This is a genomic window from Streptomyces nymphaeiformis (assembly GCF_014203895.1).
GTDB classification, from domain to species: Bacteria; Actinomycetota; Actinomycetes; order Streptomycetales; family Streptomycetaceae; genus Streptomyces; species Streptomyces nymphaeiformis.
On record NZ_JACHJY010000013.1, the window covers coordinates 53,649 to 79,956 of the forward strand.

The following is a 26,308-nucleotide window of genomic DNA, read 5'->3' on the forward strand; positions in this document are numbered from 1 at the left end:
GACCCAGCATGCACCGTCGCACCTAACAGCGAAGTGACAGGCACGGTTCGGACCACGTCATGCCAGCATCCGTAGAACCGTTGTCATGCATTCGACCAACGACATTCTCCACGCGGTCCACCGGGAGTGGACCGCCTTCCGACGCCCCGGCCGGCTGATCGCCATGGCGACCGCCGCCCTCGCCGTCGTCGTCCTCGGCCTGCTGTACGCGTTCGGCAACCACGCCTCCTGCGACGGCCTCTGCGACGCCCCTCCGACCGGGCCCGACGGCGCCCTCGTCCACGACCAGTTCTCCTTCCTGCACCGGGACCTGGGCGAGAACGGCGGCATCACGGTCCGGCTGACGTCCATGCGGGGCACCATCACCTACCCGCCGCCGCACCACGACCAGATCGTCCCGGGCCTCGTGCCCTGGGCGAAGGCCGGGATCATCGTCAAGGACGGCGTGCGCCCCGGATCCTCGTACGCGGCGCTGATGGTCACCGGCAGCCACGGCGTACGCATGCAGTACGACTACCGCCACGACGTCGCGGGCAGCGGCGGCGGGGTCTCGGCCCGGGCACCGCGCTGGCTGCGGCTGACCCGGTCGGGCGACACCGTCACGGGCCACGAGTCCGCCGACGGCGAGCACTGGACGAAGGTCGGCACGGCACGGCTGCCGGGGCTTTCCGGGACCGCGCAGGTCGGGCTGTTCGCCACCTCTCCCGGTGACCTGACCCTGCGGCCCGTCGGGATCGGCGGCACCACGGAGCAGGTGCGCTGGACCCAGACCGGCGGCGTCTTCGACCACGTCGGCGTCGAGGGCGCGGACCCGGCCGCGCGATGGCGGAGCGACACCGTCGGCGAGGCGAACCGGACGGACTGGGAGAAGTACTACACGCCCGCCGGCGCGGTCGTGAAGAACGGCACGATCACCGTCACCGGTTCCGGCGACATCGGCCCGGCGGGCGCCGAGGACGGCGCCCGCCCCGCGGAGAGCACCCTCGGCGGCCTGGCCCTCGCGCTGCTCGTCGTCCTCGTGGTCGCGGTGCGGCTCGCCACCTCCGCGCACCGCCGCGAAGCCACCGGGGGCGCGCCGGTGACCCGCGCGGAACTCGCGGCGAAGGCGATCGTCCTGGCGGCCGTCACGTTCGTCACCGGCCTCCTCGCCCTCGGCGTCGTGATGCCCGTCGGCAGGGGGATCCTGAAGGGGAACGGCATTCCCGTCATCGAGGTGTCCGCGCTCACCGGAGCGCGTGTCGTCGCGGGCACGGCCGCCGCCCTCGCCCTCGCCGCCGTCCTCGCCCTCGCGCTCGGCGCCCTGCTGCGACGGGCCCGGACCGCGACCCCCGTCGCCGTCCTGACGATCCTGCTCCCGTACGTGGCGACCTCGTTCCCGCTGCTCCCCGACGGCCTCTCACAGTGGCTTCTGCGCGTCACCCCGGCCGCCGGCTTCGCCACCCGGCAGACCCTCGTCGCATACCCGCAGGTGACCGCCCACTACGCGCCCTCCGCCGGCTACTACCCCCTTCCCTGGTGGGCGGGCGTCGCCGTCCTGGGCGCGTACGCGGCGCTGCTTCTGGGCCTCGCCCTGCGCCGACGGCAGGCGGGCGGGACGCGGCAAGCGAAGGCGTGGCGATAATCGCTGGTGCGACGGCCGGCGTGCCTTGTACGTTGGCTTCGCGACCGCGCCTCCGATGCGCTCGGCTGCGGCTACTTCCTTCCGAAACCAAGTGACGCCGCCGCCACTTCTGATCTCGGCAGGCGCGGGCGCGTGTTCGCCCCGCCGGGCATGGCGCCCGGGGGCCCGCCCCGCCCGCCGTCGTGGCCGGGGCCGTCCGATCCTTTGAATCCGGGGGGATTCACTGCCTCGTCACACCCCACGCGTCTCCAAGGTCTGGTCCGAGATGCTCGTGGCCCCGCACGTCTCGGCCGCCGCCCGCGCCATGCCCCCGTCGTCACCACGGCTCCACCACAGGCCCGCAGGACCGGAGTTCCGCACCCACGCCTCCGGTCCGGCCTTCGTCCGGGAGCCCCGCGACGAGCTCTTCCTCCTCGCCGTCGGCAACTTCGTCTCGCAGCGGACCTTCTACGAGAGCGGCGAGGAACGGGACTCCCGGTTCACCCGACTCGTCGGTGAACTCGCCGTCGAGGACCCCGAATGGACGGCCGGTCTGCTGCGCTGGCTGCGCGCCGAGGGCAACATGCGGACGGCGTCCCTGGTCGGCGCCGCCGCGTACGTCCGGGCCCGGCTGGAGGCCGGGGCGTGCGGAGGCCCCTCCAACAGGTCCGTGATCGACTCCGTGCTCCAGCGCGCCGACGAGCCCGGCGAACTGCTCGCCCACTGGATCGCGACGTACGGGCGCACCGTGCCGCAGCCCGTGAAGCGGGGCATCGCCGACGGCGTACGCCGCCTCTACACGTCCCGGTCCCTGCTCAAGTACGACACCGCCGCGAAGGGGCTCCGGGAGTTCCGCTTCGGCGACGTCCTCAACCTGGTGCACGCCTCGCCCGACCCGGCCAAGCCCTGGCAGGGCGCGCTCTTCCGGTACGCCCTGGACCGCCGCCACCACCCGGAGCGAGCGCTTCCGCCGGCGTCCGACCACCTCCTGACCGCTCACCGGGCCCTGATGGAGACGCCCGTCGGCGAGCGGCGGGCCGTGGTGACCGGGCCGGGCGGCTCCGAGCGGCTCGCCGCGGCGGGCATGACGTGGGAGGCCCTGGCGGGCTGGCTCCACGGCCCGATGGACGCCGCCGTCTGGGAGGCCGTGATCCCCGCGATGGGGCCGATGGCGCTCCTGAGGAACCTGCGGAACTTCGACGAGGCGGGGGTCTCGGACGAGGTCGCCGCCCTCGTCGCCGGGCGCCTCTCGGACGCCGCCGAGGTCGCCCGCTCGCGGCAGTTCCCCTTCCGCTACCTGGCCGCCCACCGGCACGCGCCGTCGCCGCGCTGGGCGGCCCCGCTGGAACGGGCACTGGCCCACTCCCTGGCCAACGTGCCCTCCCTGCCCGGCCGGACCCTGATCCTCGTGGACCGGTCCGACTCCATGTTCTGGGACACCGTCTCCGAGCGGTCCACGCTCACCCGTGCCGACGCGGCGGCCGTGTTCGGCACCGCGCTGGCCGTGCGGGCCGAGCAGGCGGACCTCGTGGAGTTCGGCTGGGGCAGCGCCGAGGTGCCGTTCACGGCGGACGAGCCGGTGCTCGACGTGCTGAAGCGCTTCCGGAGCCTCGGAGGCACCTACACCACGAAGGCGATCCGGAAGCACTACAAGGAGCACGACCGGGTCCTGATCGTCACCGACGAGCAGGTCGCCGCCCACGAGCCCGTCGGACCGACCGAACCCGTCCCGGCCGACGTCCCGGTCTACACCTGGAACCTGGCGGGTTACCGGCCCGCCCACGGCCCCACGGGCCCCCACCGCCACACCTTCGGCGGCCTCACGGACGCCGCCTTCCGCATGGTCGGTCTCATCGAGGCCCGCCGCGAGGCCGCCTGGCCGTGGACGGCCGATCAGCCCTGATCGGAGGTGCTACGGGTGAACGTGCCCAGGCCCTCGTGGTTCAGGTATTCGACGGTGAAGGACTTTCCGTCCGGGGTGAAGGTGACCCCGGTGGGCCCCACGGCGTTCTCGCCGGCCGTCTGGAAGCTGAACGTGTTGCCGTCGTAGTGCGTGAGCCGGTACGACTGCGGCTTCGGGCCCAGTTGGAGCGTCAGGGTGCCGTCCGTGCCGGCGACGACCTTCGCGCGGCCGTAGTAGGAGTTCTCGAACGTGCCCGCGTACGTGTCCGCGGCCTGCGCGGGCGCCGCGCCGGACGGCGGGTGGGCGTAGTCGGTCTTCGACCGGAGCGCGTCCGTCTGCTGCTGGTACACCGAGTCCACGAGCGGGATCCAGTCACGGCTGACCTTGCCGGTCTGCGCGATGTCGAAGAAGTCGAGGGCGACGGCGTCGGCGACCCCGACCGGTGAGGCGTTGGTCAGGACGACGATGCCGAGCTGCTCGCCGGGCAGCATCGTCACGTTGGTGTGCGCGCCCAGCTCGAACCCTCCGGTGTGCGAGAGCCTGAGCCGGCCCTCGTCGTCGTAACTCACGTTCCAGCCCAGGCCGTAGAAGCCGGTCCGCCCGGCCGGGGCGTGCGGCGGGTTCGACACCGACTCGGGCCAGTGGGTGCGCTCCAGGGCGTCGGCGTTGATGATCTGCTTGCCGTCGAGCTTGCCGTTGCCGAGCTGCAGCTTCAGCCAGGTGGTCATGTCACGGGCACTGGAGCTGACTCCGCCGGCGGGGGACTGGGCGTCCGGCTGCCGTACGAACTCGGCCTTCCAGGCGCCGTCGACCTTGGCGTGGCCCCAGGCCCGGTCGGTGGCGTTCGCGAAGTCGTCGAACCGGGAACTGGTGGAGTTCATGCCGGCCGGCTTGTAGAGCGTGTCGTCGGAGAGCTTCTCCCAGGACACGCCCTTCTCGTTGGCGACCGCCTGAGCGGCGGCCGTGAGGCCGAAGTTGGTGTATGCGTAGCTGGCACGGAACGGGGTGAGGGGCTCGTAGCGCAGATGGGACAGGACGTACGCGCGGTCGTAGCCGAGGTCTTCGAGCAGGTCCCCCGCGTGGTCGGGGAGGCCGCTGCGGTGCGCGAACAGGTCGGCGGCCGTCACGTGGGAGGTGACCCACGGGTCCTTGAGCGCGAAGTCCGGCAGGTTCGGGGCGACCGGCTTCGCCCAGCCGTCGACACCGATGGCTCCGGCCATCACGGTGGAGGCGACCGGCTTCGACACGGAGGCCAGCTGGAACACGGTGTCGGCGTCGACGGTGGCGCTCTCGCCGACCTTCCGCACGCCGAAGCCCTTCAGGTAGATGACCTTGCCGTCGTGGACGACTCCGACGGCGACACCCGGCACGCCGGTGCGCTGCATGGCCTCCTTGACGACTCCGTCGAGCTGGTCGACGGCACGTTGCACGTCCGCGTCGTCGAGCTGGGGCGGGGGTTGCGGGGGAGGCGGCGTGGGGCTGGGTGCTGCGGCGCCTACAAGAGCTGCCGCCAGTCCTGCCGCGGCAAGCCATCGAACGGTGCTCATACTTCCATTCAAAGCTCTGCGGGGACGCCTGTCGCGCTGCCGGTCGGGGTCGCTCCGTGGCCGGCGGTAGACTCGACGACCGTGGCGGATACCCAGTACGAAGACTTGTTGAAAATGGTGCTCACCTCCGGAACGGCCAAGGCCGACCGAACGGGCACAGGCACCCGGAGTGTCTTCGGGCACCAGCTCCGCTACGACCTCTCGCAGGGCTTCCCGCTGGTCACCACCAAGAAGGTGCACCTCAAGTCCATCGTGTACGAGCTGCTGTGGTTCCTCCGCGGCGACTCGAACGTCGGCTGGCTCCAGGAGAACGGCGTCAGCATCTGGGACGAGTGGGCCGACGACAAGGGCGAGCTCGGCCCCGTCTACGGCGTGCAGTGGCGCTCCTGGCCCACCCCCGACGGCCGGCACATCGACCAGATCAGCCAGCTCCTCGACACCCTGAACCGCGACCCCGACTCCCGCCGGATGATCGTGTCCGCCTGGAACGTCGCCGAGCTCGACCGGATGGCGCTCGCCCCCTGCCACGCCTTCTTCCAGTTCTACGTCGCGGACGGCAGGCTCTCCTGCCAGCTGTACCAGCGCAGTGCGGACCTCTTCCTCGGCGTCCCGTTCAACATCGCCAGCTACGCCCTCCTCACCCACATGGTGGCGCAGCAGACCGGCCTCGAACCGGGCGACTTCATCTGGACCGGCGGCGACTGCCACATCTACGACAACCACGTGGAGCAGGTCACCGAGCAGCTCTCGCGCACGCCGTACGAGTTCCCCGAGCTGAAGCTGCACAAGGCCGACTCGCTGTTCGACTACGCCTACGCCGACGTGGAGATCGTGGGCTACCAGCACCACCCGGCGATCAAGGCTCCGGTCGCCGTATGAGCGAGCGCATGCACGACCGTACGGCCATCGGGCTCATCTGGGCGCAGACCACCGACGGGGTGATCGGCGCCGACAACGCCATCCCGTGGCGGCTCCCCGAGGACATGGCGCACTTCAAGGCGACCACCCTCGGCCACCCCGTGATCATGGGCCGCAAGACCTGGGACTCGCTGCCCCCGCGCTTCCGCCCCCTCGTCGGCCGCCGCAACATCGTGGTGACGCGCGACGCGGAGTGGACGGCCGAGGGCGCGGAGCGCGCCGGGTCGATCGAGGCGGCGCTCGACCTGGCGGCCGGGTCGCAGGAGCCGGGCGGCGGTGCCGCCTGGGTGATCGGCGGTGGCGAGATCTACCGAGCCACCCTGCCCCACGCCACGACGCTCTCGGTGACGGAGGTCGACAGCCCGACGGCCGGCGACACCTACGCCCCGGCCCTCGACGCCGACTGGCGGCTCTCGGAGGACACCGGCTGGCAGGACTCCACGACGGGCCTGCGGTACCGGATCCGCCGGTACGACCGTCCGTAATCAGCCGTTACGCCCCTTTGTGGGCCAGGGGGTCGCCCTGGCCGTCAGCGTTCCTCGCGAATCCCGAGGACGTACGTGGCGGTCAGCGCGACCGCGCGGTCCTCGTCCTGGGACAGGTCCGCGAGGGCGTGGGACGCCGTGCTTCCCGGGATGTCCGCGAGGGCCTGAACGAGGCGGAGGCGCGCGGGCGGCAGCGTGTCCTCGTGGGCGAGGCGGTCCACGAGCAGGCCGGTGATCCGGTCCGCGCGCGCGGGACGGCTCGCCAGGGCGCCCAGCGCGTCGGCCGCGGGCACGTCGTTCACCTCCTCGACGATCATGTCGAGGAGCGTGGGGACGGCCTCGTCCGCGCCCCGTACCCCCAGCTCCAGGGCTGCGTACCTCCGCACCGCGGCGTCGTCGGCCGCGAGCGCCTCCCGCAGCAGCTCCGTCGCCCGGTCGCCGGGGATCTCGACGATGGACCGGACCGCGCGTGTCCGCACATCGGCCTGCCGTGAGCCGAGCCCACGGGCGAGGAGCGGCAGCCCGGCCTCGCCCGATCGTGCGAGGGCCCAGCGGAGGGCCCCCGCCACGCTCGGGTCCGTCTCGCTCAGCACCGCCTCGACCAGTGCCTCCACCGGCACCGGGGCCTCCTCGGCGGAGGACAGGGCCGCGCGCTGCCTCCTCTCGGGGCTCTTCGACCCGAGGGCCTGGAGGAGCGCGACGATCTGGAGGACGTCCTGCCAGCCGGCGGGTTCCGCGGAGTCGATCCGGCGCAGCCGCGTGAGCAGCTCCGTCTCGGCCGCGATGCGTGCGCGCGTCTGCCGGACGAGATCGGCGACGAGCTCCGCGGGCGCGAAACCGGGATCGTCGAGCGCACGCCCGACCTCCCGCAGCGAGAGCCCCAGGGAGCGCAGGCTCTCGATGTGGAAGACGCGCCGGATGTCCGCGTCGGAGTACTCCCGGTAGCCGCCGCCCGTACGACCTGTCGGCCGCACCAGGCCGAGGGACTCGTAGTGCCGGAGCATGCGGGCACTGACCCCGGAGTGCCGCGCGACATCACCGATCAACACGGGCTCTCACTCCTCCTGGCCGGTCGGGCCGAGGGCCACGATCCGCTTGGCCTCCTCGATCGCGAAGTCGAAGCCGGCGTCCGGGTCGCGCGACAGCTTCTCCGTGGCGATCGCGTGCCGGCGCACGTGGGGACGGGAATCCGACACGGCCGCGCGCAGGACCGGTGTCATCGCCTCGCCGAGCGCGATCAGCGCCCTGCTCAGGCTCAGCTGCGTCTCCCGCCCGCCGCGCCCGAGCTGGCTCGCCAGCGTTCCGGCCAGCTCGGGCCCCTCGCCTTCGGGGACGAGTACGACGGCCGCCCGCCAGGCGCTCCGTGCCACCTCGTCGTCGGCGTCGGTCAGGAGCTCCCGGGTGATCGCCGGCCAGGCCCGCCCGTCGCCGATCTTGGACAGCGTGTGCAGGGCCTGGCTGCGCGCCTGGGCCCGGTCCGAGCGGAGCTCGCCGAGGAGCCGGGGGAGCGTCAGCGCGGACGCGTGGCGGGTGAGGGCCCAGGTGAGCATTTCGCGGACCTGGAAGTCGGGCTCGATCGCGCACCGCCCGACGAGCCCGTCGACGTACCGCGAGTCGGGCGCCGTGCCCACCGCGAGCGCCGCCCGCAGCCGGACCGACGCGCTGTCGTCGTCGAGCCCCCGCAGAGCCCGCATCACCGTCGTGCCCTCGTTCGTCATGGTCATCGGGACCACCTCCTGGGCCACAGTGAAGACCTTGTCACCGTGTCAAGGTCAAACGAGGCCGCGCGGGCGGCCCTGCGGGGGAGCGGGGTTCAGTAGGTGTGTCCGATGTGGGCGAGGGCCTGCTTGAGGAGCGTTCCCCGGCCGCCCGGCATCTCGTTCTGCACGGCAGGGGAGGCCGCCTCCTGCGGGCTGAACCACACCAGGTCGAGGGCGTCCTGCCGCGGGCGGCAGTCGCCGGTGACCGGGACGATGTACGCCAGGGACACGGCGTGCTGGCGCGGGTCGTGGAAGGCGGTGACGCCGGCCGTGGGGAAGTACTCGGCGACGGTGAAGGGCTGCAGGGAGGCGGGGACGCGCGGCAGGGCCACGGGGCCGAGGTCCTTCTCCAGGTGGCGGAGGAGTGCGTCACGGACCCGCTCGTGGTACATGACACGGCCGGACACCAGGGTGCGGCTGATCGTCCCCTCCGCGCCGATCCGCAGGAGCAGTCCGATGCTGGTGACCTCGCCGCTGTCGTCCACGCGCACGGGGACGGCCTCGACGTAGAGGATCGGCATCCGGGCCCTGGCCGTGCCCAGTTCGTCCGCGGTCAGCCAGCCGGGCGTGGTCTCAGTCATGTCAGACATCGCTTGATCATACTTTCCGGGTCGCGCTTCGGCCCCGGGCAGCGTGTCTGCCAGCCGGGTGGGAGTTCGGGGTGGCCGCCGTGGGAGGGGCGGTCAGAGGGGCTTGATCCGGGTCCGCAGCAGGCAGAACTCGTTGCCCTCCGGGTCGGCGAGGACGTGCCAGCTGACGGTGGAGTCCTGGCCGACGTCGGCGGTCTTGGCACCGAGGGCGAGCAGGCGCTCCAGCTCCGCGTCCTGGTCGCGGTCGGTGGCGTTGACGTCGATGTGCAGGGGGAGCTTCCCGGCCCGCGGGTCGCTGCTGAGGCTGAGGAGCAGGGTGGGCTGCGGCCCGCCCCAGCCGGCGCCGGGCGGTCCGATCTGGATGCTTCCGTCGTCCTCCCGGCCGATCTCGACGTACCCGAGGACCTCGCTCCAGAACGCGGCGAGCCGCTCGGGATCGGCGCAGTCGAGGACCAGTTCGGTGATGCGGCATGCCATGTCCACGAGTGTACGTGTCGACTCATGATGACGTGCTGTCATATCGGCACCCGGGAAACCGGGTTGGGCGCGGCGGCGGTCCCCCGCGACACGTGTTCCACCGGGTTCGGGAGGCCCTCACCTCCCCCACGCGTGAGGAAGGCCGATGCGCCGGGGCCCGCCCCGGGCACATCCCGCTCCCCGCATCCGAGTGCCGCCACGCCGGGGAAGAAGTGGCACAGGGCGTGTACGCCACGGCGATCGGCGAAACGGATCAGCGCATGGACACTCCCACACCGTCCGAGGGCGTCCGGTGCCTTGTCACCGGCGCGAGCGGCTACATCGGGGGCCGCCTCGTCCCGGAACTGCTCGACGGCGGCTTTCGCGTGCGCTGTCTCGCGCGGCACCCGGACAAGCTCCGCGACTTCCCCTGGGCCGACCGTGCGGAGACGGTGCGCGGGGACGTCACCGACGCGGCGAGCCTCCGCGAGGCGTTCGCCGGCGTCGACGTCGCGTACTACCTCGTGCACTCCATGAGCTCGACGGCGGACTTCGAGGACACCGACCGGCTCGCCGCCCGCACCTTCGCCGCGGAGGCCCGCTCCGCCGGGATCCGGCGCATCGTCTACCTGGGCGGCCTCGCTCCCCTCGGGGCGAGGGACGACGAGCTCTCGCCCCACCTGCGCTCCCGTGCCGAGGTGGGCCGCATCCTCCTCGACTCGGGCGTCCCGACCACCGTGCTGCGGGCCGCCGTCGTCATCGGCTCCGGATCGGCCTCCTTCGAGATGCTGCGGTACCTGACCGAACGGCTGCCGGTCATGGTCACGCCGAGCTGGGTCGGCAGCAGGGTCCAGCCCATCGCGGTCCGCGACGTGCTGCGGTACCTGGTGGGGAGCGCCGGCATGCCCCCCGACGTCAGCCGGACCTTCGACATCGGCGGCCCCGACGTGCTCACCTACCGGAAGATGATGGTGCTGTACGCACAGGTCGCCGGGCTCCGCACACGCCTGATCGTCCCCGTGCCGGTCCTGACGCCGAGGCTGTCCAGCCAGTGGATCGGTCTCGTCACGCCGGTCCCGGCCTCCCTGGCCCGGCCGCTCACCGAATCGCTCCGGCACGAGGTGGTCTGCACCGAGAACGACATCACGCGGTACGTTCCGGACGGCCCCGGGAGGCCCATCCCCTTCGAGGAGTCCCTGCGGCTCGCCCTGCGCCGCGTGCGCGAAGCGCGGGTCACCACCCGCTGGACCTCGGCCTCGCCGCCGGGGGCGCCGAGCGATCCGCTGCCGACCGACCCGGACTGGGCGGGCGGCAGCCTGTACACGGACGAACGGACGCGCACCGTCGACGCGAGCCCGGAGTCGCTGTGGCGCGTCATCGAGGGCGTGGGCGGGGAGAACGGCTGGTACTCCTTCCCGCTGGCCTGGGCCGTCCGGGGCTGGGCGGACCGCTTCGTCGGGGGAGTGGGACTGCGCCGGGGCCGCCGGGACGCGGCGCGTCTCCGGGTCGGTGACGCGCTGGACTTCTGGCGCGTCGAGGAGATCGACCGCGGACGCCTCCTGCGCCTCCGGGCGGAGATGCGCCTGCCGGGCCTCGCGTGGCTGGAGATGGCCGTCGACCAGGACGAACGGGGCCGGACCTCGTACCGGCAGAGGGCGCTCTTCCACCCCAGAGGCCTCGCGGGGCAGACGTACTGGTGGAGCGTGGCCCCGTTCCACGCCGTGGTCTTCGGCGGCATGGCCAGGAACATCGCCCGGACCGCCGAGACGGAGCGAGCGCCGGGGCGCACCGGGAGCGGAGGTGATCACTGACACCGGGCGAACGCGGCTCCGCGCGAGCACCGGACGCGCCCGAGGACACCGGCCCGCGCGGCGCGACGGTCCGGGACCCGTCCCGGCGCCGAGTCGGTTCCGTGTCCGTCACGACGTCCGCATAGGCTGGCCGGGTGGACGACGGGCATGCGGGGGCGATCGTGGCGGACGACGGGAGCAGGGCCGATCTGCAGAAGTTCGCGGTCGCGCTGCGCCGGACCGTCGGAGAGGTGAACCGTCTGGTCCACGGCTTCGCGTCCACCGAGAACCTGCATCCCACCGACGTCCACGCGCTCTCGTTCGTGCTCGACCATCCCGATACGGCCACCCCGGGACTGCTGAGGGAGCATCTCGGTCTGACCTCCGGAGCGGTCACCGCCTGCCTCGACCGTCTGGAGAAGGCCGGTCACATCCGTCGCAGCAGGGCCGACGACGACCGGCGCGTCGTACGCATCCACTACGTTCCGGGGGCCCGGGCAGCGGCACGGACCCACTTCATGCCGCTCGCGCAGGCGGCGGACCGTGCGCGCGACCGGTTCACGGAGGACGAGCTCGCAGTCGTCCTGAGGTACCTCGACGCCCTGAACGAGGAGCTCGGCGAGCTGCGCGCGCCCCGCAGCTGACGCTGCCCGCCGCGGTTCGCCCCGCCGGCGCGGCCGTCCGGACGTCACGCCCGGCGGTGTTCCCTCCCTGTGTCCGTGCTTCAATCTCTCTCGATCATTGAGATAATCAATCGTCGAGAGACATTGCGAGGAGTTCCCATGCCCTCATCCCTCCGGTGGGTGAGCAGACTGCTGCCGCTGCTGGTGCTGGTCGCGTGGCTCGTCATCGGGGGAGGGCTCGGTCCCTACGCCGGCAGGCTCGGCGACGTGGCGACCAACGACCAGTCCGCCTTCCTGCCGCGTACCGCGGAATCCACCCTGGTCCTGCGGGAGCAGGAGGCCTTCCGTCAGGAGGAGACCCTGCCGGCCCTGGTCGTCTGGACCGCCGAGGGAGGCGGGCGCGTCCCCCCGTCGGCGCAGGCGGCCGCCACGCGGGCCCTGACCGCCCTCAAGGGCGCGCACGGCGTGGTGGGAGCCCCCACCCCGGCGTTCCCGTCCGAGGACGGCGAGGCCCTGCGGGGAATCGTCCAGCTCCGCCCCGACCTCGGCGACGAACTGCCCGCGACGCTGGACGAGATCGAGGCCGCGGTGTCCGCCGTGCAGGGGACCGAGGCATGGCTGGCCGGTCCCGCCGCGACGCAGGAGGACCTCCGCGACGCCTTCGCCGGCATCGACGGCCTCCTCCTCGTCGTCGCGCTGGTGACCGTCCTGGTGATCCTCCTCCTGGTCTACCGGAGCGTCCTGCTGCCGCTGCTGATCATCGTCGGTGCCGTCTTCGCCCTCGGCCTGGCCTGCGCCGTCGTCTACGTCCTGGCGGACCACGACCTCGTCCGGGTCGACGGCCAGGTGCAGGGCATCCTGTCCATCCTCGTGATCGGCGCGGCGACGGACTACGCCCTCCTGCTGGCCGCCCGCTACCGGGAGGAGCTCGGCGCACGCGACGGGGACAGGGTTCCGGCCATGCGCGCCGCCCTGAGGCAGTCCGTCGGCCCGGTCACGGCCAGCGCCGCCACGGTCGCGCTCGGCCTGCTCGCCCTGCTGCTCAGCGATCTCACCAACAACCGGGCGCTCGGCCCCGTCGGCGCCATCGGCATCGCCTGCGCCGTCCTCAGCGCGGTGACCTTCCTCCCCGCGGCCCTGGTCCTGCTCGGGCGGGCCGCGTACTGGCCGGCCCGCCTTAAGGCGACGGCCGACGGCGAGGCGCATCCCGTCTGGCGCAAGGTCGCGTCCCTCGTCGACCGCGCACCCCGCAAGGTCTGGGCCGTCGCCCTCGCCGCTCTGCTCCTCTGCGCCGCCTTCTCTCCCGCGCTCGCGTCGAAGGGAGTCCCGCTGGACGAGATCTTCGTCAACGACGCCCCCTCCGTCGCCGCCCAGGCGCGCCTGGGCGAGCACTTCCCCGGGGGCGCGGGCAACCCCGCCGTCGTCATCGCCGACGAGGCGGCCGCCCAGGAGGTGCGCACCGCCGCGCAGGAGGTCGACGGAGTCGACTCCGCGACGTTCTTCGCCGCTCCCGGCACCGCACGGCCGCTCGTCGCGGACCGGCGTGTCCGGATCGACGTCACCCTCGAGGACGCCGCGGACTCCGATGCGGCCAAGGACACCGTGGCGCGCCTGCGCGCCACGGTGCACGCCGTACCGGGAGGCGACGCCCTCGTCGGCGGCTACACCGCCCAGCAGTACGACACCAGGGTCACGGCCGAACGGGACAGGGCGCTCATCGTCCCGGTCGTGCTGGCGATCATCCTGGTGATCCTCGTCGGCCTGCTGCGCTCCCTGCTGCTGCCCGTGCTGCTGGTGGCGACGGTGGGGCTCAACTTCCTGGCCACGCTGGGCGTCTCCGCCCTCGTGTTCGAGCACGTCTTCGGGTTCACCGGAACCGACTCGGCCGTCCCCTTGTACGGATTCGTCTTCCTGGTCGCCCTCGGTGTCGACTACAACATCTTCCTCATGTCGCGGGTGCGCGAGGAGACGACCGTGCACGGCACGCGCGAGGGAATGCGCCGCGGGCTGGTCGCCACGGGCGGGGTCATCACCTCGGCCGGCGTCGTCCTCGCCGCCACCTTCGCCGCACTGGGCGTCATCCCGCTGGCGTTCCTGGTCCAGATCGCCTTCATCGTGGCCTTCGGCGTCCTGCTCGACACCCTCGTGGTCCGCTCGCTCCTGGTTCCCGCCCTCGTCCGGGACATCGGCCCAGCGGTCTGGTGGCCGGGCTCGCTGAGGCACCGCCCCTGACTGCCGGCCGCGGCGGGTGCATCCGCCGCGCGGGGTTTCGGGGAACCGCGGATGCAGGAGTCCGAAACCAGTACGCCGACGCGACCCGTTCGCGACCGGCGTCCGAACAGGGAGGGCGCGATGACCGTCTCCGTCGTTCTGTACACCGCAGACCTCAGGGTCCACGACCATCCGCCGCTGAGGGCCGCGCTCGAAGGAGCGCAGGAAGTGGTTCCGCTGTTCGTCCGCGACCCGGCCGTGGACCGCGCGGGGTTCGCGGCCCCCAACCGGCTGGCCTTCCTCGCCGACTGCCTCGCGGACCTGGACCGCGGGCTGGCGGACCGCGGCGGCCGCCTCGTGGTGCGGGAGGGCGACACGGTGTCCGAGGTGCGGACCCTGGTGCGGCAGACGGGGGCCGACGAGGTGCACATGGCCGCCGGCGTGACGGCCTTCGCCAGGGAACGGGAGGCACGACTGCGCAAGGCGCTGGAGGACGACGGCTGTCGGCTGTACGTACACGACGGCGTGGTCACCGTCGTGCCACCCGGCGACGTCCTTCCCCACGGATCGGATCACTTCGCGGTGTTCACGCCCTACTACAGACGCTGGACCGCCGAGCCGCTCCGGACGCCGCTGTCCGCCCCCGCATCGCTGCGCGTCCCCTCGGACGTGCGGTCCGAGCGCATCCGGCGGCGTTCCGCGGTCGCGGACGTGTCGCCCGGCCTCGCCGTGGGCGGGGAGAGCGAGGGGCGCAGGCTGCTCGGCTCGTGGCTCGCGCGGCATCTCGACACGTACCAGGAGCGCCACGACGACCTGGCGGGTGACGTCACGTCCCGCCTCTCGCCCCATCTCCACTTCGGTGCCGTCTCCGCGACCGAGGCGGTGCACCGGGCGGGCAGGCGCGGCGGTGAGGGGGCCGAAGCCTTCGTGCGCCAGCTGTGCTGGCGCGACTTCCACCACCAGGTCCTGGCCGCGCGGCCCGAGGCGGCGGGCGCGGACTACCGTCCGCGTCAGGACCGTTGGAGGCGGGGTGCCGACGCCGAAGCGGACCTCGCTGCCTGGCGGGAGGGACGAACCGGCTATCCCGTCGTCGACGCCGCCATGCGGCAACTCGCCCACGAGGGATGGATGCACAACCGCGGCCGGTTGATCACCGCGTCCTTCCTGGTGAAGACGCTCTACATCGACTGGAGGGAGGGGGCGCGTCACTTCCTGTCGCTGCTGGTGGACGGTGACGTCGCGAACAACCAGCTCAACTGGCAGTGGGTGGCGGGTACGGGCACGGACACCAGGCCGCAGCGCGTCCTCAACCCGGTGCGGCAGGCCAAGCGGTACGACCCCGACGGCAGCTACGTCCGGCGTTGGGTTCCGGAGCTCGCGGACCTCGACGGACCGGCCGTCCACGAGCCCTGGCGGCTCACCGGACTCGACCGGGCGTCGGTCGACTACCCGGACCCGCTGGTCGAGCTCCCCGAGGCCCTGGAGCGGTTCCGGCAGGCCCGGAGCGCGGCCTGACCCGATGTCCTCGCTCCGAACCGGTGCGCACCGGGATTTCGATGCAAGAACGATGCGAATTGCGTCGAAGGGTGTGCGGGGCGGACCGTGAGGGTGTGCGGGGCCGGTGAACTCCCGACGCCGCTCCCGCCGCGGCAAGCCCCCGGTGGACGTCCACACCACCGCCCCGAGGAGGGAAGCGTCATGACCGCACACCGGCTCACCGGCTGCTCGGCCCGCCAGTCGGAACGGCCCCCCGGTCACACGCCGCCCGGCGACGGCGACGACTGGATCGCCCATGGCCTGGTCCGCGGCGACGAGCACTGCCTGGCCGCGGCCTACCGACGCTGGGGCGGCCTGGTCCACACCCTGGCGGTCCGGGCACTGGGGGACCCCCGCGAGGCGGAGGACGTCACCCAGCAGGTGTTCGTCGCCGCGTGGAGCGGACGAGGCAACTTCCGCCCCGAACGCGGCCCCCTGCCGGCGTGGCTCACCGGCATCACCCGCCGGAAGATCGCCGACGCGCTGACCGCCCGCACCCGCCGCACCGAGCTCGCGGCGACCCTCGGGGCCACCCTGGAGCACGAGGCCCGGACGGGCGATCAGCCCGAGCGGCTCCTCGACCGGATGGTCGTCACCGACGAACTGGCCAGACTGCCCCGCGTCCAGCGCGACGTGCTGCGACTCGCCTACTTCGCCGACCTGACCCAGACGCAGATCGCCGCCCGCACCGGCCTGCCCCTGGGCACCGTCAAGAGCCATGCGCGGCGCGGCCTCCAGCGCATGCGCCACAGCCTGGAGCTCGCCGCCGCCGGCGGCTGACCGGGCCCGTACGGCCGCCCGGGGCTCCGAAGACCCGACACGAAACAGGCCCGCCGCCTCGACCGGCCGGCGGCACGCACAAGGGGTGGAGACGATGAACGGACGAAGCGTCGCGGTGGTGGGAGCGGGGGTGGCGGGACTCACCGCCGCCCATCTCCTGTCCCGCGTCCACGACGTGGTGCTGTACGAATCGGAGGACCGGCTCGGCGGCCACGCGCACACGCACGAGCTGCCCGCCGCCGAGGGCGGGACGCTCCACGTGGACACCGGCTTCATCGTCCACAACGAGAGGACCTACCCCCACCTCCTGCGCCTCTTCCGCGAACTCGGCGTCGCCACGCAGGACTCCGAGATGAGCATGTCCGTCCGCTGTGACGGATGCGGCCTGGAATACGCCGGCGCGCGCGGGATCGGCGGCCTCCTCGGCGGCGGCAACGCCCGCCGCGGCCGCCACCTGCGGATGCTCGCCGAGGTCCCCCGCTTCCACCGGCTCGCGCGCCGCCTGATGTCCGCCGACGACACCACATCGACCCTCGGGGACTTCCTGCGGGCCCACCGCTTCTCCGCCCACTTCGTCGGCCACTTCGCGATCCCCCTCGTCTCCGCCGTCTGGTCCTGCGCCCCCGACACCGCCCTTCGCCACCCGGCCGCGTACCTGTTCCGCTTCCTCCACCACCACGGTCTGCTCTCCGTGACCGGATCGCCCCGGTGGAAGACCGTCACCGGCGGATCGGCCGCCTACGTCGAACGGATCGCGAAGGGGCTCTCCTCCGTACGGACCGCGACCCCGGTGCGCACCGTCGTGCGCGGAGCCGACCGCGCGACCGTCGTCACCGCCGACGGCGAGGCGGCCGAACACGCCGCCGTCGTGATCGCCGTCCACCCCGACCAGGCCCTGCGCCTCCTGGCCGATCCCACCGCACACGAACGGCGCGTCCTCGGCGCCTTCACCTACTCCCGCAACCCGACGGTCCTGCACCGCGACACCACCCTCCTGCCGCGCGCGCCGCACGCCAGGGCCTCCTGGAACTACTGGCTGCCCTCCTGCACGGCGCGCCCGGGATCCGTCCAGGTCAGCTACGACATGAACCGGCTGCAGCGACTCCCGGACAGCCGACCGCACATCGTCACCCTCAACCCCGGCGACCGCGTCGACGAGTCCACCGTCCTGGCCCGCATGACGTACGAACACCCCGTTCACACGCCCGAGTCCGTGGCCGCGCAGCGCCTTCTGCCCGCCCTGCGCACCCCGGTGACCGCCTACGCCGGCGCCTACCACGGCTGGGGCTTCCACGAGGACGGCTGCCGCTCCGGCGTCGAGGCCGCCCGCCACCTGGGAGCGGACGCCTCATGAACAGCGCAGCCCCACCGCCCGTCCCCGCCCTCTACGAGACCGAGGTCGCCCACACCCGCGTCACCCCCCTCCGCCACGCGCTCCGCCACCGCACGTACCTGTGGCTGGTCGACCTCGACGACCTGCCCGTCCTTCCCCGGCCCTTGCGCCCCCTCGCCCGCTTCGACCCGTCCGACCACTTCGACGGCGGCGCCCCCACCCTGCGGGCCGGCCTGGAGGCCTGCCTCGCGGCCCACGGCGTGGCGGACGCGGACGGTCGGGTGCTGATGCTCGCCCACGCACGCGTCCTCGGACACGTCTTCAACCCACTCACCCTGTACTGGTGCCACGACCGGGCCGGACGCCCCCGCTGCGTCGTCGCCGAGGTGCACAACACCTACGGCGGGCGCCACACCTATCTGCTGCACCCCGACGCACGGGGCCGTGCGGTGACGGCCAAGGAGTTCTACGTCTCGCCGTTCCTCGACGTCGAGGGCGCCTACCGCATGCGGCTGCCGCTCCCCGGCGACCGCCTCGACCTGACCGTCCAGCTCCGCCACACGGACGGCTCCCGCCCCCTGACGGCCACCGTCCGCGGCACCCGTCGGCCCGCCCGCCCGAGCACCCTGCTCGCGGCGGCGGTCCGCCACCCCTGGTCGACCGCCTCGGTCTCCCTCGGCATCCGTCGCCACGGCATCCGGCTCTACCTCAAGGGGCTCCGCGTCCGCCCCCGTCCCCGTACCGCCCCCGCCCCGCAGGAAGGCACCCCGTGACCCTCTCCCTTCCGCAGGCCGCGCCGTTCGCCGACCGCGTTCCGGTGGACCCGGACCGCTGGCCCGACGTAGCCCGGCTGCCTCGCACCTCCGCCGTGCGCACCGCCGTCGCCCGCCGGCTCGTGGAGCGTGCGCTCGCCCGGCTGCCCCTGCGGACGAGCACCGGCCGGGGCGCGCCCCCCGGAAACCGGCGGACCGGCGCCGACGGCGACGTGCCGACCCTCGTGCTCCACGATCCGGAGGCCTTCCACCGGCGGATCGGCGCCGGCGGACTGATCGGCTTCGGCGAGTCGTACATGGCCGGTGAATGGGACGCCGACGACCTCGTCGGCGTCCTCACCGTCCTCGCCCGCCACGTCGACGACCTCGTTCCCGCCCCGCTGCACCGGTTCCGGGGTGCCTGGGTCCGGCACAGGCCCGTGGCCGACCGCAACACGCCCGACGGGGCGCGGGAGAACGTCCACCGCCACTACGACCTCTCCAACGAGCTCTTCGCCCTCTTCCTCGACCCCGGTCTCAGCTACTCCTCGGCAGTCTTCGACCCCCTCCGGGCAGAGCCCGGGATCCTCTCCGACGCGCACTTCACCGCCGCCCAGCACCGCAAGATCGACCGGCTCCTCGACCTGGCCGGGACCGGTCCGGGCACCGAGCTCCTGGAGATCGGCACCGGCTGGGGCGAACTCGCGATCCGTGCCGCCGCCCGGGGCGCCCGCGTCCGCACCGTCACCCTCTCCGAGGAACAGCTCGCCCTCGCGCGCCGACGAGTCGCGCGTGCCGGCGCCGACGACCGCGTGACCGTCGAACTGCTCGACTACCGTCAGGTCCGCGGCGGTTACGACGCGATCGTGAGCGTCGAGATGATCGAGGCCGTCGGCGCCGAGTACTGGTCCGACTACTTCACCGCGCTCCGCCGCCTCCTCGCTCCGGGCGGCCGCGTCGCGCTCCAGGCCATCACCATGCCGCACGCACGCATGCTCGCCACCGCCCGAACCCACACATGGATCAGCAAGTACGTCTTCCCCGGCGGCCTGATCCCCTCCCCACGGGCCATCGCACGCGAGAGCGCCGCCGCCGGCCTGCGCATCACCCACCGGGCGAGCTACGGCGACCACTACGCCGAGACCCTCCGCCAATGGCGCGCACGCTTCCTCCGCGAGGAGTCCGCCGTGGCCGCGCTCGGCTTCGACCCCGTCTTCCGGCGCATGTGGGATTTCTACCTCGCCTACTCCGAGGCCGGATTCCGCTCCCGTTACCTCGACGTCCTCCAACTCCGGCTCACGGCCGACGACTCGGAGGCCGCAGGATGAGCCCCGTGGACCGCAGGCCCGAGTCCGCCGCCACCGCCCGTCGGCGCGGGGAGGGCCCATGAGCGGCGTCGACACGGAGACCCTCGGCCCCGTCCTCGCCGCCTCGGCGGCCACCGCGCTGACGGTCATGCTGGGCACCTTCGCGATCGGCACCGCGAAGCGTCTGCACCGGATCGTCGACATCGCCTGGGGCGTCGCCTTCGCCGCCGTCGCCGTCGTGGCCTGGCTCCTGTCGGCCGGCCACGGCGACGACGTCCGCCGGACCGTCGTCGCGCTCGCCACCGTCGTCTGGGGACTACGGCTCGCGACCCACATCGCCCGCCGCGGGCGCGGTCACGGGGAGGACCCCAGGTACGCCCGGATGCTCGCCCGCGCCCGCGGCAACCCCACCCTCCACGCACTGCGGAAGGTGTACCTCCTCCAGGGCGCCCTCGTGTGGCTCGTCTCCCTCCCGGTCCAGGTCGCGGTCCTGCTGCCCGGACCGCTGACGGCGACCGACTGCGTGGGCCTCGCCGTGTGGGCGGTGGGCCTCGCCTTCGAAGCGGTGGGGGACCGGCAGCTCGCCCGGTTCAAGGCCGACCCGGCGAACCGGGGCCGCGTCATGGACCAGGGGCTGTGGAGCTGGACCCGGCACCCCAACTACTTCGGCGACTTCCTCGTGTGGTGGGGCCTGTACCTCACGGCCTGTGCCACCTGGCGGACCGCCGCCCTCACCCTCGTCTCCCCGCTCGTCATGAGCGCCCTGCTGATCTGGGGCAGCGGAAAGCGGCTCCTGGAGGCCCACATGGCCGGCCGCCCCGGGTACGCGGCCCATCAGGCGCGCACGAGCGGCTTCCTCCCCCGGCCTCCCCGCCCGCTGCCGGACGCGGAACGGGTGGACGACGGCCCGACCGGGAGGCCGGTGCGCCCTCCTCGTCCGTAGAGGAGGACGCCCTGTCAGCCTGCGGCGTCTCCGGCCGGCCCCCCGTACAGCCGGGAGATCACGCCGATCGCCTCGCGCAGTCCGGTGGGACGCACCGTGCCGGGAGCGGGCGGCCGTCCGAGCCAGCCGGGGCCCGCGAGGAGGACCAGAGGAGCCGTGCGTGCCCCCCGGACGCCGAAGGCCGTGGTCGCGACGTGCCGGGCCAGCGCGTGGTCGGCGGTGGATCTCGCCTGGGACCAGAGGGCGACGGCAGCCGGCCCGGACCGACGCACCGCCGCGTCGAGGGCTTCCGCGGGCACGGCCGCGCCGAACATCCGCGTCGGCAGGCCCCTTTCCGCGAGTCCCGCGGCGAGCGCCTCCAGGGGCAGCGTGTGCTGCTCCGCGGGCACGCAGGCCAGGACGACCGGAGCGGTCGGGGAAGCGATCGCCGGTCCGGTCGAGGCGGCCCGCCGCAGCGCCGTGGAGACGTGCCAGGAGAGCAGGTGCTCCACCTCGACGTAGCGGTCGTCGGACGATTCCCACTTCCGGCCCACCGCGTGCAGCGTCGGGGCCATGACCTCCTCCCACGCGGTGACCAGCCCGTGCTCCGCGAGCACCTCCCGGAGCAGCCTTTCCATGGCCGGGGCGTCGAGGCGCACGGCGGCACGGGCGAGTCCGCGGCACTCCTGCCGTACGTCACCCAGAGGCAGGCCGCTGCCGGGACCGGCGCGCCCGGTCCTTGCCGGAGGCACGTCCACGGCGGTCTCCGCGCCGGTCCGGACCTGCTGGGCGGCCCGTGCCGCCTCGGCGGGCGGGACGCCCGACGCCGTGAGCCGGCACATCTCCTCGAGCATCGCGACGTCGGCGGGGCTCCACCGCCTGTGGCGTCCGTCCACCCGCGCGGCGGGTCCGATGCCGTACCGCTGGTCCCAGGAACGCACGGTGGTGGGGGAGACGCCCAGCCGCCGTGCCACGGCGCCCGTCGTGATCCCGTGGGCTGTGTCGGACATGCTCCCACCATACGATGCGGAATCGATGCGAAGGTCAGGCACGGGGACGCGAAGCGTTTCGGAATCGGGCCACGTCGGACGCGGGAGCCGGCCCCTCAGGGCCCGTGGCCGGCGAGGTCCTCGAGCACCTCGCGGGCCGCACACGCCCCCGAGGCCAGCGCCCCCTGGAGCGAACCGGTGGCCCGGTGGTCCCCCCACACGTACCGACCGGGGGCGAACCGCGTGGTCCGTGACAGCGGGACGGGGCCGTCCATCGCGGGCAGTGCGCCGGGGACGGTGACGCGGTGGACGAGCTCCCAGTGACTCGTCTCCGCGCCGTACACCTCGCCCACGGCCCGCAGGACCGCCGCCGTCTCCGCCGGGCCGGGGGAGCCGAGCACCGAAGTGGACACCAGGGCCCTGCCGTCGGGCGAGAACCCGGGCTGGACGGCGCTCGGGACACAGGTGTTCAGGAACCGGCGCCGGGAGTCGACGAAGAGGAGGGGTTCCGTCGTGGGCGGTTCGGCCGGGGCGTGGTAGAGCGTCGTGACCGTTCGGCCCTCCGGCACACGGAGGCCCGGGAGCAGGCCGGCCGCGCAGGCGAGCCCGGCGGCCCCCGCCCCGATGATCACCGCGTCGTACCGCACGGCATCCGACGAGCCCATGGCGACACCTCCTCTTCGTCCCTGGCGCGGTGGCGCCCGTCCGCCGGACCGGCGCCTGCCGGCGTCCCCGGTCCGGCGGTGTCCGTCACCTACGACTTCCGGGCGCGAGGGCGGCGCGGATGCGGCCGGGGCTCGTGGCGGGTGAGGTGCTCCCGGTGTCACATCAGCAGGGAGCCGGGATCCCTGACCAGGGGGGCGGTGCCGACCGAGTTGCTGACGTTGAAGGTGACGCTGCCCGCGCGGTAGCGGTCCTCGGTCCATTCGATCGGGCGGCCGTCCTGGTTGCTCGTCAGGTGGCGCTGGCGCAGCAGCGGGCTGCCCCGGCGGACGCGGAGCAGACGGGCGTCGTCGCTCCCGGCGGGGACGGCGTCGATGAGGTGCTCGCCGTAGTGGGCGATGATCCCCGCGTCCTCGGCCATGCTGTCCATGATGGAGGCGCAGTCGACGGGCAGGGATTCGACGCTGGGCGCGACCCACTCCGCGTACGCGGTGCGTTCCACCATCACCGGTTCGTCGTCCAGGCAGCGCAGCCGCAGGACGTCCAGGACCGCGGCGCCCTCCGGGAGCGCGAGGCGGCGTGCCTCCTCGGGCGTGGCCCGGCGGCGCTCGCGGTGGAGGAAGCGGCTCGCCGACCGGTAACCCATCGTGCGGGCCCACTGGGCGAAGCTGTGGAGCTCGGCGAAGCTGTGCCGGCGTTCCCGGCGGAGCACGATGCGCCGGGCGCCCTGCCGGGAGCCGATGATGCCCTCCGCGGTGAGCACGGCGACGGCCTGGCGCACCGTGCCGCGCGAGGCGGACCAGCGGTCGGCGAGGTCGCTCTCGGAGGGCAGGCGGGCGCCGACGGGGTACTCGCCGTTGAGGATCGAGCGGCGGAGTTCCTCCGCGATCTCCACGTAGAGCGTCGTCACAATGCCCCCATCTCGTCCTTGGCTGTGCGCAGCACGTCACGGCGCGTGCAGTCCCGACACCCACCCTAACCCGCCGATCAGGCACCGGATCGCTCTCCCGGTTCATCTCAAGTCCACGGACGTCACCCGGGGTTCACTGCACCCGGCTCTTCCGGGAGGCGACCGGATTCGGCCATGTCCCGTTCATTTTCCGGACAGGAAGCGCGGGCGAACTAAGGGCGGCTTGTTCAGACAAGTTCCGACCCTCGCTTCAGCCGCCCCATTTGCTTCTGGGAGAAACCCGTGCGCAGAACCCCCGTCCGCGGCGCCGCATTCCTGCTCGGCGCCGTCGTCCTCACCACCGTCACCGCCTGTGGTGCCGCTCCCGAGGGCGCCGCCGGCGCCGAGGGCGCGAAGTCGGCCACCGCGACGTCGGCCAAGGACTTCGGAGGCATGGACGCCCTCGTCAAGGCGGCGAAGCAGGAAGGCGCGCTGCACGTCATCGCGCTGCCGCCGGACTGGGCCAACTACGGCGAGCTGATCAAGGCGTTCGAGACGAAGTACGGCATCAAGGTCGAGAGCGAGAACCCGGACGCCGCCAGCGCCGACGAGATCGCCGCCGTCAAGTCCCGCAAGGGCCAGAAGCGCGCCCCCGACGTCCTCGACCTGGGCATCGCCTTCGCCCGCAGCGGCGCCGAGGAGGGCCTCTTCGCCCCGTACAAGGTCGAGCCCTGGGACAAGATCCCCGACGCGCAGAAGGACGCCGACGGCCGCTGGTACAACGACTACGGCGGCTACGTCTCCATCGGCTGCGACGCCAAGCGCATCCCGAACTGCCCCAAGACCTTCGCGGACCTCCTCAAGCCCGAGTACAAGGGCAAGGTCGCCCTCAACGGCAACCCGACCAAGTCCGGTTCCGCCTTCGGCGGCGTGTACGCGGCCAGCCTCGCCAACAAGGGCTCCTTCGCGGACATCCAGCCCGGCATCGACTTCTTCGGCAAGCTGAAGAAGAGCGGCAACTTCATCCCCGTCGAGTCCACCCCCGCCACGGTCGAGAAGGGCGAGACGCCCATCAGCATCGACTGGGACTACCTCAACGCCGGCTACGCCGACCAGTTCAAGGGCAAGGGCGTCGACTGGCAGGTCGCCGTCCCGACCGACGGCGTGTACGCCCAGTTCTACTCCCAGGCCCTCAACAAGGACGCCCCGCACCCCGCCGCCGCCCGCCTGTGGATGGAGTTCCTCTACAGCACCGAGGGCCAGAACCTCTGGCTCAAGGGCTACGCCCGCCCCGTCCTGCTGCCGGCCATGACCACCGACGGCACCGCCGACAAGACGCTCCTGGCCAAGCTCCCCAAGGTCGAGGGCACCCCCTCCTTCCCGGCCTCCGCCGAGCTCGACAAGGCCAAGGCCACCCTCGCCGAGAAGTGGGACAAGGCCCTCTCCTGATGTCCTCAGCCACCCCCACCGAGGGAACCGCCGGCGGCACCAGCCGCCGGCGGCGCGGCCCCCGCACCTGGCTCGCCGCCCTCCCCCTGATCGCCTTCACGGCCCTCGCCTTCGGACTGCCCCTCGGCGCCCTCCTGTTCGGCGCCGTCACCCGCACCGATCCGGCCACCGGCGCCACCGCCCTGACCGGCGAGCACCTGAGCCGCTCGCTCCAGGGCCCCTACCTCGGCTCCCTCGTCGGCAGCGTGCAACTCTCCGCGCTCACCGCCCTGATCGGCTCGGTCCTCGGCGTCCTCATCGCCCAGGCCGTCGTCACCTCCCGCTCCCAGGCCCTGCGCAGCGCCGTCCTCACCGCCTCCGGCGTCCTCGCCAACTTCGGCGGCGTCCCCCTCGCGTTCGCGTTCATCGCGACCGTCGGCATCTCCGGCGTCGTCACCCAGCTCGCCGACCTGACCAGCCTCGGCTGGAACCTGTACTCCTTCGGCGGCCTCGCCGTCGTCTACCTGTACTTCCTCATCCCCCTCATGGTCCTCGTGATCATGCCCGCCCTCGACGGCCTGCGCCCCCAGTGGCGGGAAGCCGCGCAGAACGCGGGCGCCGGCGGCCGGCAGTACTGGCGCCACGTCGGCATCCCGGTCCTCGCGCCCTCGCTGCTCGGCGGGTTCGTGCTGCTCTTCGGCAGCGCCTTCGCCGCCCACGCCACCGCGGCGGCCCTCGTCGGCGGCTCCGTACCGCTGGTCACCCTCAAGATCGCCGACGCCCTCTCCGGCAACGTCATGGTCGGCCAGGAGAACGTCGCCCTCGCCCTCGGCCTCGACATGATCCTGATCGCCGGCCTGGTCATGGCGATCTACCTCCCCCTCCAGCGCAGGAGCGCCCGATGGCTGCGATGACCCCCACCGCCCCGGACGTCACCCCGGAGTCCGGGACGCGCCCGGCGGCACGGTCCACCGCACCCGTACGGACCCGGCGCCGCCCCCGCGTGTGGCGCGGACTCGTCCTCGGCCTCGGCGGCGCGTACTTCCTCGTCCCGCTCGTCGCCTCGTTCGTGTTCACCGTGCACACCCCCGGCCAGGGCGTCTCCTTCGAGGCGTACACCGCGCTGCTCTCCGCCGACGGGTTCACCGAGAGCCTGCTGCTCTCCCTCGGCCTCGCCGCCGCCACCATCGCGCTGTCCCTGCTGCTCGCGGTGCCCGCCCTGGTGGCCGTCCGGCTCGGCGCGCCGCGCCTGCGGCCGGTCGTCGAGGTGATGTGCATGCTGCCGCTCGTGGTGCCGCCGATCGCCCTCGTCACCGGCATCAGCACCGTCCTGCGCTGGGGCCCCGACCACCTGTCGCGGACCCCGCTCTACCAGACGTTCCTCGCCGTCCAGAACGAGGACTTCCCCTTCGTCCTGGTCCTCGCGTACACCGTCATGGCCCTGCCGTTCGTGTACCGCTCCCTCGACGCGGGACTGCGCGCCGTCGACGTCCCCACGCTCGTCGAGGCCGCCCGCAACTGCGGAGCCTCCTGGCCGTACGTCATGCTGCGGGTGATCCTGCCCAACCTGCGCTCCTCGCTCGCCGGCGCCGCCTTCCTCACCCTCGCGCTCGTCCTCGGCGAGTTCACCACCGCCTCGATCCTCGGCTTCCGGCCCTTCGCCGTGTGGATCGTCTCCATCTCCGGAGCCCAGGCCCGCATGTCGGTGGCCGTCTCCCTCCTGAGCCTCCTCATCACCTGGGCACTGCTCCTCGTCCTGTCCCGGGCCGGAACCGCCCCGACCGGCACGCCCGGAGCCCCCCGCACCTCCCGCAAGGAGTCCTGAC

Annotated in this window: 24 protein-coding genes; 16 read left to right on the top strand and 8 right to left on the bottom strand. The window is 73.1% G+C overall.

Features of this window, described 5'->3' with window-relative positions; all coding sequences use genetic code 11:
• Nucleotides 1-85 precede the first annotated feature (85 nt).
• Both GGE06_RS36385 and GGE06_RS36390 read left to right on the top strand, forming a co-directional pair.
• Complete coding sequence (locus tag GGE06_RS36385; RefSeq protein WP_184932792.1) at nt 86-1,621, top strand: DUF1349 domain-containing protein; 1,536 nt, start codon at nt 86-88, stop codon at nt 1,619-1,621.
• A 265-nt stretch (nt 1,622-1,886) separates the two neighbouring features.
• Nucleotides 1,887-3,503 (top strand): TROVE domain-containing protein, encoded by a 1,617-nt coding sequence (locus GGE06_RS36390; protein WP_184932793.1) that lies wholly within the window; start codon nt 1,887-1,889, stop codon nt 3,501-3,503.
• On the opposite strand, the gene GGE06_RS36395 is transcribed toward GGE06_RS36390, so the two are convergent.
• Nucleotides 3,494-5,050 (bottom strand): serine hydrolase, encoded by a 1,557-nt coding sequence (locus tag GGE06_RS36395; protein ID WP_184932794.1) that lies wholly within the window; start codon nt 5,048-5,050, stop codon nt 3,494-3,496. The genes GGE06_RS36390 and GGE06_RS36395 overlap by 10 nt on opposite strands.
• A gap of 81 nt (nt 5,051-5,131) precedes the next feature.
• Here GGE06_RS36395 and GGE06_RS36400 point away from each other — a divergent pair, with 81 nt between their 5' ends.
• Together GGE06_RS36400 and GGE06_RS36405 are read left to right on the top strand one after the other, a co-directional pair.
• Nucleotides 5,132-5,929, top strand: a complete 798-nt coding sequence (locus tag GGE06_RS36400) for a thymidylate synthase (RefSeq protein WP_116163369.1) — start codon at nt 5,132-5,134, stop codon at nt 5,927-5,929.
• A complete protein-coding gene (locus GGE06_RS36405; RefSeq protein WP_246532955.1) occupies nt 5,926-6,453 on the top strand; it encodes a dihydrofolate reductase in 528 nt (175 codons plus the stop codon). The genes GGE06_RS36400 and GGE06_RS36405 overlap by 4 nt, the downstream gene beginning before the upstream one ends.
• A 44-nt stretch (nt 6,454-6,497) precedes the next feature.
• On the opposite strand, the gene GGE06_RS36410 is transcribed toward GGE06_RS36405, so the two are convergent.
• The 4 genes from GGE06_RS36410 to GGE06_RS36425 all read right to left on the bottom strand — a co-directional run bounded on the left by GGE06_RS36410 (nt 6,498) and on the right by GGE06_RS36425 (nt 9,280).
• Nucleotides 6,498-7,502, bottom strand: a complete 1,005-nt coding sequence (locus GGE06_RS36410) for a MerR family transcriptional regulator (RefSeq protein ID WP_116163376.1) — start codon at nt 7,500-7,502, stop codon at nt 6,498-6,500.
• A 6-nt stretch (nt 7,503-7,508) separates the two neighbouring features.
• Nucleotides 7,509-8,177, bottom strand: a complete 669-nt coding sequence (locus GGE06_RS36415; RefSeq protein WP_184932795.1) for a HEAT repeat domain-containing protein — start codon at nt 8,175-8,177, stop codon at nt 7,509-7,511.
• 89 nt (nt 8,178-8,266) lie between these two features.
• Entirely contained in the window at nt 8,267-8,794 is a 528-nt protein-coding gene (locus GGE06_RS36420) for an NUDIX hydrolase family protein (RefSeq protein WP_116163378.1), read from the bottom strand.
• A gap of 102 nt (nt 8,795-8,896) precedes the next feature.
• Entirely contained in the window at nt 8,897-9,280 is a 384-nt protein-coding gene (locus tag GGE06_RS36425; protein ID WP_184932796.1) for a VOC family protein, read from the bottom strand.
• A 260-nt stretch (nt 9,281-9,540) separates the two neighbouring features.
• On the opposite strand from GGE06_RS36425, the gene GGE06_RS36430 reads away from it, so the two are divergent.
• From GGE06_RS36430 to GGE06_RS36470, 9 genes are all read left to right on the top strand, one after another.
• Nucleotides 9,541-11,070, top strand: a complete 1,530-nt coding sequence (locus GGE06_RS36430) for an SDR family oxidoreductase (protein ID WP_184932797.1) — start codon at nt 9,541-9,543, stop codon at nt 11,068-11,070.
• Nucleotides 11,071-11,204: 134 nt separating this feature from the next.
• Complete coding sequence (locus GGE06_RS36435) at nt 11,205-11,693, top strand: MarR family winged helix-turn-helix transcriptional regulator (protein ID WP_116163380.1); 489 nt, start codon at nt 11,205-11,207, stop codon at nt 11,691-11,693.
• A gap of 138 nt (nt 11,694-11,831) precedes the next feature.
• On the top strand, nt 11,832-13,904 hold the full coding sequence (locus GGE06_RS36440) for an MMPL family transporter (protein WP_184932798.1): 2,073 nt from the start codon (nt 11,832-11,834) through the stop codon (nt 13,902-13,904).
• Between the two features lie 120 nt (nt 13,905-14,024).
• Nucleotides 14,025-15,398: a cryptochrome/photolyase family protein gene (locus GGE06_RS36445; RefSeq protein ID WP_116163384.1), complete on the top strand. Its 1,374-nt coding sequence runs from the start codon at nt 14,025-14,027 to the stop codon at nt 15,396-15,398.
• A 183-nt stretch (nt 15,399-15,581) separates the two neighbouring features.
• On the top strand, nt 15,582-16,199 hold the full coding sequence (locus GGE06_RS36450) for a sigma-70 family RNA polymerase sigma factor (protein WP_184932799.1): 618 nt from the start codon (nt 15,582-15,584) through the stop codon (nt 16,197-16,199).
• Nucleotides 16,200-16,293: 94 nt separating this feature from the next.
• Nucleotides 16,294-17,553: an NAD(P)/FAD-dependent oxidoreductase gene (locus GGE06_RS36455; protein WP_116163388.1), complete on the top strand. Its 1,260-nt coding sequence runs from the start codon at nt 16,294-16,296 to the stop codon at nt 17,551-17,553.
• Complete coding sequence (locus tag GGE06_RS36460) at nt 17,550-18,305, top strand: DUF1365 domain-containing protein (protein WP_184932800.1); 756 nt, start codon at nt 17,550-17,552, stop codon at nt 18,303-18,305. Before GGE06_RS36455 ends, GGE06_RS36460 begins: the two co-directional genes overlap by 4 nt.
• Entirely contained in the window at nt 18,302-19,612 is a 1,311-nt protein-coding gene (locus tag GGE06_RS36465; RefSeq protein ID WP_116163393.1) for an SAM-dependent methyltransferase, read from the top strand. Before GGE06_RS36460 ends, GGE06_RS36465 begins: the two co-directional genes overlap by 4 nt.
• 58 nt (nt 19,613-19,670) lie before the next feature.
• Entirely contained in the window at nt 19,671-20,534 is an 864-nt protein-coding gene (locus GGE06_RS36470) for a DUF1295 domain-containing protein (RefSeq protein WP_184932801.1), read from the top strand.
• 14 nt (nt 20,535-20,548) lie between these two features.
• Here GGE06_RS36470 and GGE06_RS36475 read toward each other — a convergent pair whose 3' ends face one another.
• The 3 genes from GGE06_RS36475 to GGE06_RS36485 all read right to left on the bottom strand — a co-directional run bounded on the left by GGE06_RS36475 (nt 20,549) and on the right by GGE06_RS36485 (nt 23,075).
• Nucleotides 20,549-21,523 carry a MerR family transcriptional regulator gene (locus tag GGE06_RS36475; protein WP_116163398.1) on the bottom strand — a complete coding sequence of 325 codons (975 nt, stop codon included), beginning with the start codon at nt 21,521-21,523 and terminating at the stop codon, nt 20,549-20,551.
• Nucleotides 21,524-21,618: 95 nt separating this feature from the next.
• Nucleotides 21,619-22,167: a hypothetical protein gene (locus GGE06_RS36480; RefSeq protein WP_184932802.1), complete on the bottom strand. Its 549-nt coding sequence runs from the start codon at nt 22,165-22,167 to the stop codon at nt 21,619-21,621.
• A 158-nt stretch (nt 22,168-22,325) separates the two neighbouring features.
• Complete coding sequence (locus GGE06_RS36485; protein WP_376773625.1) at nt 22,326-23,075, bottom strand: GntR family transcriptional regulator; 750 nt, start codon at nt 23,073-23,075, stop codon at nt 22,326-22,328.
• 315 nt (nt 23,076-23,390) lie between these two features.
• Between GGE06_RS36485 and GGE06_RS36490 the strand changes: the two genes are divergently transcribed.
• From GGE06_RS36490 to GGE06_RS36500, 3 genes are read left to right on the top strand one after another with little or no spacing between them, the layout of a single operon-like run.
• Entirely contained in the window at nt 23,391-24,503 is a 1,113-nt protein-coding gene (locus tag GGE06_RS36490; RefSeq protein ID WP_181924911.1) for an ABC transporter substrate-binding protein, read from the top strand.
• Entirely contained in the window at nt 24,503-25,396 is an 894-nt protein-coding gene (locus GGE06_RS36495; RefSeq protein ID WP_116163406.1) for an ABC transporter permease, read from the top strand. The genes GGE06_RS36490 and GGE06_RS36495 overlap by 1 nt, the downstream gene beginning before the upstream one ends.
• Nucleotides 25,384-26,307, top strand: coding sequence for an ABC transporter permease (locus GGE06_RS36500; protein WP_181924740.1), 924 nt, complete (start codon nt 25,384-25,386; stop codon nt 26,305-26,307). The genes GGE06_RS36495 and GGE06_RS36500 overlap by 13 nt, the downstream gene beginning before the upstream one ends.
• Nucleotide 26,308 lies beyond the last annotated feature (1 nt).

Bases quoted from the DNA above. Each gene is read 5' to 3' on its own strand.
- GGE06_RS36385 (WP_184932792.1), top strand. From the start codon at position 86: ATGCATTCGACCAACGACATTCTCCACGCGGTCCACCGGGAGTGGACC.
- GGE06_RS36390 (WP_184932793.1), top strand. From the start codon at position 1,887: ATGCTCGTGGCCCCGCACGTCTCGGCCGCCGCCCGCGCCATGCCCCCG.
- GGE06_RS36395 (WP_184932794.1), bottom strand. From the start codon at position 5,050: ATGAGCACCGTTCGATGGCTTGCCGCGGCAGGACTGGCGGCAGCTCTT.
- GGE06_RS36405 (WP_246532955.1), top strand. From the start codon at position 5,926: ATGAGCGAGCGCATGCACGACCGTACGGCCATCGGGCTCATCTGGGCG.
- GGE06_RS36415 (WP_184932795.1), bottom strand. From the start codon at position 8,177: ATGACCATGACGAACGAGGGCACGACGGTGATGCGGGCTCTGCGGGGG.
- GGE06_RS36420 (WP_116163378.1), bottom strand. From the start codon at position 8,794: ATGACTGAGACCACGCCCGGCTGGCTGACCGCGGACGAACTGGGCACG.
- GGE06_RS36425 (WP_184932796.1), bottom strand. From the start codon at position 9,280: ATGGCATGCCGCATCACCGAACTGGTCCTCGACTGCGCCGATCCCGAG.
- GGE06_RS36430 (WP_184932797.1), top strand. From the start codon at position 9,541: ATGGACACTCCCACACCGTCCGAGGGCGTCCGGTGCCTTGTCACCGGC.
- GGE06_RS36440 (WP_184932798.1), top strand. From the start codon at position 11,832: ATGCCCTCATCCCTCCGGTGGGTGAGCAGACTGCTGCCGCTGCTGGTG.
- GGE06_RS36445 (WP_116163384.1), top strand. From the start codon at position 14,025: ATGACCGTCTCCGTCGTTCTGTACACCGCAGACCTCAGGGTCCACGAC.
- GGE06_RS36450 (WP_184932799.1), top strand. From the start codon at position 15,582: ATGACCGCACACCGGCTCACCGGCTGCTCGGCCCGCCAGTCGGAACGG.
- GGE06_RS36455 (WP_116163388.1), top strand. From the start codon at position 16,294: ATGAACGGACGAAGCGTCGCGGTGGTGGGAGCGGGGGTGGCGGGACTC.
- GGE06_RS36460 (WP_184932800.1), top strand. From the start codon at position 17,550: ATGAACAGCGCAGCCCCACCGCCCGTCCCCGCCCTCTACGAGACCGAG.
- GGE06_RS36470 (WP_184932801.1), top strand. From the start codon at position 19,671: ATGAGCGGCGTCGACACGGAGACCCTCGGCCCCGTCCTCGCCGCCTCG.
- GGE06_RS36475 (WP_116163398.1), bottom strand. From the start codon at position 21,523: ATGTCCGACACAGCCCACGGGATCACGACGGGCGCCGTGGCACGGCGG.
- GGE06_RS36480 (WP_184932802.1), bottom strand. From the start codon at position 22,167: ATGGGCTCGTCGGATGCCGTGCGGTACGACGCGGTGATCATCGGGGCG.
- GGE06_RS36495 (WP_116163406.1), top strand. From the start codon at position 24,503: ATGTCCTCAGCCACCCCCACCGAGGGAACCGCCGGCGGCACCAGCCGC.
- GGE06_RS36500 (WP_181924740.1), top strand. From the start codon at position 25,384: ATGGCTGCGATGACCCCCACCGCCCCGGACGTCACCCCGGAGTCCGGG.